General features: G+C 53.3%; 8 protein-coding genes. All 8 read left to right on the forward strand.

Annotated elements, in window-relative coordinates:
* Positions 1–2: 2 nt before the first annotated feature.
* Positions 3–935, forward strand: a complete 933-nt coding sequence (locus tag ALO80_RS08365) for an ATPase, T2SS/T4P/T4SS family (RefSeq protein WP_055008637.1) — start codon at positions 3–5, stop codon at positions 933–935.
* Positions 932–2,338, forward strand: coding sequence for a shufflon system plasmid conjugative transfer pilus tip adhesin PilV (gene pilV, locus ALO80_RS08370; protein WP_055008638.1), 1,407 nt, complete (start codon positions 932–934; stop codon positions 2,336–2,338). The genes ALO80_RS08365 and pilV overlap by 4 nt, the downstream gene beginning before the upstream one ends.
* Positions 2,339–2,369: 31 nt before the next feature.
* Entirely contained in the window at positions 2,370–2,810 is a 441-nt protein-coding gene (gene pilM / locus ALO80_RS08375; RefSeq protein WP_055008639.1) for a type IV pilus biogenesis protein PilM, read from the forward strand.
* Positions 2,811–2,969: 159 nt separating this feature from the next.
* Positions 2,970–3,890: an Abi family protein gene (locus tag ALO80_RS08380; RefSeq protein ID WP_055008640.1), complete on the forward strand. Its 921-nt coding sequence runs from the start codon at positions 2,970–2,972 to the stop codon at positions 3,888–3,890.
* Positions 3,891–4,112: 222 nt separating this feature from the next.
* The gene (locus tag ALO80_RS08385) at positions 4,113–4,616 is read left to right on the forward strand and encodes an Hcp family type VI secretion system effector (protein WP_055008641.1); all 504 of its coding nucleotides are present in this window, start codon (positions 4,113–4,115) and stop codon (positions 4,614–4,616) included.
* 10 nt (positions 4,617–4,626) lie between these two features.
* Positions 4,627–5,055, forward strand: coding sequence for an STM2901 family protein (locus ALO80_RS32480; RefSeq protein WP_083493193.1), 429 nt, complete (start codon positions 4,627–4,629; stop codon positions 5,053–5,055).
* Positions 5,056–5,057: 2 nt separating this feature from the next.
* Positions 5,058–5,483, forward strand: coding sequence for a DUF1493 family protein (locus ALO80_RS08390; RefSeq protein ID WP_055008642.1), 426 nt, complete (start codon positions 5,058–5,060; stop codon positions 5,481–5,483).
* Between the two features lie 206 nt (positions 5,484–5,689).
* A partial coding sequence (locus ALO80_RS31955) for a DNA topoisomerase (protein ID WP_235812459.1) occupies positions 5,690–6,588 on the forward strand: 899 nt, incomplete at its 3' end.

Below are 6,588 nucleotides of genomic sequence, written 5' to 3' on the forward strand. Positions count from 1 at the left end.
GCATGAACCCAATTATCGACACGCCCTTTGTGGACCTCTACCTGGGGCCTGATTTCACGGACGTAAAAGGCCTGGACGGCCAGAGCGGACGTGTCGAGGCTCCGGAAAGCTGGAGGGAAAGCGCCCAGCTTTTACGGGAGGAATGCTCCAAGCACTTTGAAGTGCATCAGGATCCTGAGTTCTCGTTGATCAAAGACGGAACTGTGCTGCGCGTCACTCAGATACCTGATGCCTTCGGCGAGGCTGTGTTCGTAGTGCGCAAATCAAATGCGCAGGTGCGGCAGTTCGACCAATTGGGTTTTCCGGAAGACCTCGTCGAATCGTTGCTGACGAAGCATGTGCGCGGCCTGGTGATTTTTTGCGGCGAGATAGGCACCGGTAAGACCTCCAGCGCGGCTTCGCTGATCATCGCCAGGCTAATTGCGTGTGGTGGGATCGCGTTGGCTGCAGAGGATCCGGCTGAGACAGATTTGAACGGTCGTCACGGACCTGGTCGTTGCATCCAGATGCAGGTTTCAAGACGCAATGGGGGTTATGAGGAGGCTCTGATGAGGGGACTTCGCTCTGGCGCGGACATGATGCTTATCGGTGAGATCAGAGACACCCCGACCGCAGTTGAGGCAGTGCGAGCGGCGATCAATGGCCTTTTCATCATCACCACCGTTCACGCGGGAACCGTACCGCAGGCGATCGAGCGAATAGCGACGCTTGCGGAGCCGTCCATCAGCAACGTCCGATCAATTCTGTCGCAGGGTTTGGTAGCGGTAGCTGCGCTTGCCCTCGAGGGTGAAGGCGAAATGCGACATCTGAAGATCCAGAGCCTTTCAATGACTGGGCCTGACGGCCCTGGTATTCGCGAGAAGATCCGATCAAACCAAATCGCAATGGTTAGCCAGGATGTGGATCAACAATCGAACAGGAGCATCTGGGGATGAATCATCTCAAGCCCGGCCAGACCAGACAAACCGGTTTTGTGGTGATCGAGCTGCTCTTCGGCTTGATCATTTTTGCCATTGCGTCGGCCATAGGCGTTTCGCTGGTCGCAGACAGAATGGATGCGCAGAACTATCAGATCGCAGCTCAGCAACAGCAGCAGATCGCAGAGGCCGCATCAAAATACCTGAAGGACAATTTCTCAACGGTCTATGGATCGGCGGGCACAACCACACCCGCGACGATTACCCCTCAGATGCTACGCAACACCAACTATCTGCCAGCCAGCTTCAGTGACACAAATGCATTCGGGCAGAGCTTCGTCGTGCTTGCCCGAAGGGTGAACGTCAACCAGCTCGAATCCATCGTGATCACTACCGGTGGACAGGCCATCGATGAGATCGGTACCCGGACGATTGCGGAAAATATGGGCGCGCCGGGTGGCTTCATCCCGCTCAACAACACTGGCGTTATTCAAGGAGTACGAGGCGGCTGGCAACTTGCGCTGAGCAACTACGGCATCAACCCAGGCATTGGCCACACTGCGAGTGCGTTGTTTCTCCAGGATGGCACGCTCTCCAACGACTATCTGTACCGCAACGCCATCCCAGGAAAGCCTGAACTCAATCGCATGAACACGGCGCTCAGTATGGGAGGCAACAATGTCAACGATGTGGCTGCGCTGAACGCCTCTGGAACAGTGACGGTTGGAGGGAATGTCGACACTGCTGGATCAGTCAACGCCACTGGTAATGTGAGTGCGTCGGGATCTGTCACAGCCCAGGGCAATGTGAGTGCGTCGGGGAACGTCACAACCCAGAGCAACGTTATCGCTGCAGGCGATGTATATGCACAGTCGGTGAATGCCTCGGCGAACCTCACGGGTGCCGCTGCCCGAATATCAGGAGAGACTGTCACAGGCGGTTGGTTTCGCACTCAGGGCGACACAGGCTGGTACAGCGAAAAGTGGGGTGGTGGCTGGTACATGAGTGACTCGGACTGGGTTCGGGTCTATGGCGACAAGAACCTCTACACAGCCGGGAACATCCGGGGTGGGACAGTGACTTCGGAAGGTCGCGCGACCGTCGGCGAATACCTGCAGCTCAATGGCGTTGCAACTGCCGGCACAGCCTGTGCTGCAAACGGCATGGTTGGTCGAACCAGTACGGGGCGATCGCTTTCTTGTGATAACCAGGTCTGGGTGGTGAACGGTTCAAGTGCACCCACATGCACTGCAATGACCATCCCAGGCTACGACGCGAACGATGTCACCACATACGCTTGTCCAGTTGGGTACACCAAAATGGGATGGGATACGACAGGCTCAGGCCAAAGATTCAGCAGCACTCCGGGTCTCGTGGTCGGCCAGAACGATTACGCCACCATTTTCTGCTGCCAGTTCTGACACGGTTCGTAGCAGTCATCGAGGTCGTTGAATGAACATTTACTGGCTTGCAATGGTGGTCATTACAGCAGTGCTCGGAATGGTCTATGAGAAGACCCACCAGGCAGAACAAATCGCTGACACCGTGAACGTATCGCTGATCGCCCATAACGTTCTGGTCTACAGGAACGCCTTGGCTGAGTACGCCTACACTCACAAAGCTGAGTCAGGCACGGTGGCCGATAACCAGTTGGATCTGCCAACTTGGTACGCTCGTTACCCTGGAGTGGATGGAGTGATCGATGCTGGACGAAGTTACGCGTTCTTCGGATCACCACCTCCTGGCCTTGTCGCGGCAATGATTGATTTGACTGGGGGATCGCTGGCCATCGGCACCGCATCTGCGGGCAACCTCTTCACTCCGTCATTGGGTGCTGTAGGGGTTACGCTGCCAGTGGCAGTGCCCAGCGGCGCAGCTGTGGCTTACCAATGAGCGAAAAGTTGACACGCTTGTCAACGACTTATGATGTGACGTATGATTGGCCCAAGAATAGCCCCCACGCCTCGGGCGGGACCTCAGTCCCGTACTGCGCACCAGGGGGTTAGTTATTTCCGCTACCAGTTTTCCTCAATGCCCGCAGGATGCCATGGCATGCCTCAAGTCCCGCTTTTCTTCCTGAAACCTGCTAAGTCGCCCAACGCTCTACTGCGTCATCTAAGGCTGAAAGGGCTTGGAACACGAGGGCAGAAGATCAAAGCCACACAGGCCCTTGAGTTTATTGGTCATCATCGGCTGCTGATGTATATGCGTCCACTGCAGGACATACATAAGCGGTTCTATGCACATGTGCAGTTCGATGACATCCTCCAGCTATACGACTTTGATCGACGACTACGCCTTGTGTGCCTGGATGGGATCGACCGCATTGAGGTTGCATTCCGTTCTGCGATTATCAATACCTTGGCTCTGGACAAGGCATGTGGACCGCACTTCTACCTTGACGCCATTCATTTCGAAGATGGACAGGCACATCGAGACCTTTTGAAACAGGTGCTCGGCTTACGAGAAAATGGTAACGCATCGGTCAAGCATTACTATCGCAGCTACAACACACCGGCATTGCCACCGGTATGGACGGTGCTCGAAGCAATGACTATTGGCCAGCTATCCCGACTATTTAGAGATTTGCACATTGATCACCGCAAGACCGTGGCAGCAAAGTTTGGCTATGACGAGTCTGTGCTTGTTTCCTGGTTGAAATCTACCACCCTCCTGCGAAATGTTTGCGCTCATCATGGCCGCCTCTGGAATGCGTCAATTACCGCTGATGCCCCGATCTACGCGAATGCGATCAAGGCAGAGTTCCCATCCCACAACGATCGTGGACGGATTTTTGCCAGAGCTGTTGTAGTCCAGGCTCTGCTTTTGAAGATAGACGCCACAGCCGATTGGAAAATCCGGTTCAAGCAGTTGATAGCAACGCTCCCTACAGCAGTGATGGCAAAAGCGGGTTTGAACACTTCAGAGCTTGGCTTATTGGTAGGTTGGGAGCAGCGACAGTTTTGGTCCTAATTTGTCGGTAGGTGTTACTTGGAGCTGTCAGTGGATAGGCAGGTACTGCACTCTACAGACTTGGCCCGCCGATCACACGGCAGTCGCGCAGTGCTCACTGACCGAGACAACCCGGACTAGCGCTATTTAATCAAAAACAGACAGCACATTTTTTCGTGGCAAGCTCGCGGTCAACGCGCTAACCTGCATTCATCTCAAGCGATAAGACTCCAAGGAGCAGGAATGGCCTTTGACGCATTTATCTGGATTGACGGCATCACCGGCGAATCCAAAGACTCGGCCCATAACGATTGGATCGAAGTGTCTTCGTATAATCTTTCGGCTTCTCAAGACGTATCAAGGACCGCAAGCTCCGCAGGTGGCGCTACCGTTGGTAGGGTCTACCTAAGCGACTTTAGTATTGTCAAGATAGTGGACTGTGCAACACCCAAGATTTTCCAAGCATGCTGCGCTGGACAACACATAAAGAAAGTAGTCCTCAGCCTCCATCGTGCGGGTGGTGACAAGCAGAAATATATGGAGATTACGTTCGAGGAGGTCATAGTGAGTGGCGTTTATAGCGGCAACTTACTCACACATGAACCTGCAGCATTTCCCGAAGAGGTGATTAATTTTGATTACGCCAAAGTAAACTTCGTATATTCACAACAAAGTCGTACCACAGGACTTGCCATCGGGCAGATCTCGGCAGGTTGGGATCGAACTAAAAATAGCACTTATGCATAGGATGGTCTAGGTGGCTAGAATTTATTGCTATGACGGAGACGGCGGTTACACCGCCAACCACCTGCTTTGGGTGATCGCGATAGAGGTCACAATGGAAGAACTGGGGATCGATGATGCCGCTGCAGCTTTCGCAGTTGTAATTGGATCTAATGTGATTCCGACCCGAGGTAAATTCGCAAATGCCGTAAGCGGAACCTCTGTTATATCGCTCGTATTGAGACGTCTTTTGAGAGGTAAAACCTTTCCTAAAGGACAGAGGTGGCCCACCATCGTTGGCTACTGGCCTAAAATTCGATGGACAAAAAGCGTTGGGGCATTTATCGCTAGAGCTGTTCCTGTTTTAGGGTGGACGTATACAGCCACCCAGCTTGGCATCGTAGGGTACAAAACAGTGACAGTCTATAACTCTATCGTAGATCCTTCTGATCAGGTATTTTAGCCATGAGCATCGAGATAGTTGACTATGGAGTAATTGACTTTATCGTCAATGAGATTGATGGGCTAAATGGCTTCGACAAAAGAGCTTTTGAAACCTTTAGCTTGGCGAGTGACGTTCAGAACGATCTTGATGTGGACGGGCATGACGCATTTGAATTGATGGAGCATTTATTCGAGCACTACGAAGTCGACTTTGAAGGCTATGATCATTTCCGATACTTCAAACCTGAAAGCTTCGATATATACAACTTATTTCGCCCAAAACACAGACGCGGTCAAACTCCAATCTACATCGGCATGCTACACGAAGCTGTAAGAGACAAGGTCTGGGACCAGGAAAGGCTGGAAGCAAGGACGTGGACTTCAACGCCATTATACTCTCACAAAAGTCAAATACCTCTGCAAGGCTTTGATGTGAGTTCTAAGTAGACAGCATGTGGCCATATTCACCCGTGGCGCAACATCGGTTTCGCGTGGAACGGCACACGAAAATTGCAGCGACTCTTACACACGGATACTTACTGGACGCCCCCTTCAGCTAACCCCTTCGGACGGATGAATGGTTTGATAAGGCATTCAGTACTGCAAGCAGGCAACGTTCCTCCTTTGAGCTACAAAACCTCATCGGAGTTTTTATGCGTTTGTATCTGTGCGAGAAACCCAGCCAGGGTAAAGACATCGCCGCTGTACTCGGAGCCAAAACACGAGGTGACGGCTGTATCAAAGGGACAGGCGTTATCGTCACCTGGGGAATTGGTCACTTGCTTGAAACAGCTCCTCCCGATGCCTACGGCGAGCATCTGAAAAACTGGAGCTTGGACACCCTCCCAATCCTGCCTGCGGAATGGAAAGTACTCGTCAAGCCGAAAACCGCCAGCCAGTTCAAGATCGTCAAGCAGCTACTCAAGCAGGCCACCGAGCTCGTTATCGCGACGGACGCTGATCGCGAGGGGGAGATGATCGCGCGCGAGCTGATCGAGTATTGTGGCTATCGGGGACCGATTCAAAGACTATGGCTGTCTGCCCTCAATGAAGCATCCATCCGCCAGGCACTCAGCACCGTTAAACAGGGCTCTGAAACCTACCCGTTGTATCTCTCCGCCCTCGCACGCTCCAGAGCGGACTGGCTGATCGGTATGAACTTCTCTCGGCTGTTCACTCTACTCGGACGACAGGCCGGCTACACCGGTGTCCTTTCAGTAGGCCGCGTTCAAACCCCTACCCTTCGCCTAGTGGTCGACCGGGATCGAGAGATTTCAAACTTCATACCCAAGCCGTTCTGGGGTCTAGACGTTCAGCTCCGGACTGCCGGGCACTCGTTCCTGGCTAAGTGGGTCGCAGATGAGTCAGTCGTAGATGAGGACGGCCGCTGCCTTGATCAGAGTGCGGCAACTGCCGCGCTCAATGCTCTGAAAAATAGCCAGGCAGTTACAACCCTCTCTGTAGAGACCGAGCGTGACCGGGATGTCGCTCCGCTCCCTTTCGATCTGAGCACACTGCAGGAGGTGTGCTCGGCTAAATTCGGGCTCGGAGT

The sequence above is a fragment of the Pseudomonas caricapapayae genome, assembly GCF_001400735.1.
GTDB classification, from domain to species: Bacteria; Pseudomonadota; Gammaproteobacteria; order Pseudomonadales; family Pseudomonadaceae; genus Aquipseudomonas; species Aquipseudomonas caricapapayae.

Bases quoted from the DNA above. Each gene is read 5' to 3' on its own strand.
- ALO80_RS08365 (WP_055008637.1), top strand. From the start codon at position 3: ATGAACCCAATTATCGACACGCCCTTTGTGGACCTCTACCTGGGGCCT.
- pilV (WP_055008638.1), top strand. From the start codon at position 932: ATGAATCATCTCAAGCCCGGCCAGACCAGACAAACCGGTTTTGTGGTG.
- pilM (WP_055008639.1), top strand. From the start codon at position 2,370: ATGAACATTTACTGGCTTGCAATGGTGGTCATTACAGCAGTGCTCGGA.
- ALO80_RS08380 (WP_055008640.1), top strand. From the start codon at position 2,970: ATGCCTCAAGTCCCGCTTTTCTTCCTGAAACCTGCTAAGTCGCCCAAC.
- ALO80_RS08385 (WP_055008641.1), top strand. From the start codon at position 4,113: ATGGCCTTTGACGCATTTATCTGGATTGACGGCATCACCGGCGAATCC.
- ALO80_RS08390 (WP_055008642.1), top strand. From the start codon at position 5,058: ATGAGCATCGAGATAGTTGACTATGGAGTAATTGACTTTATCGTCAAT.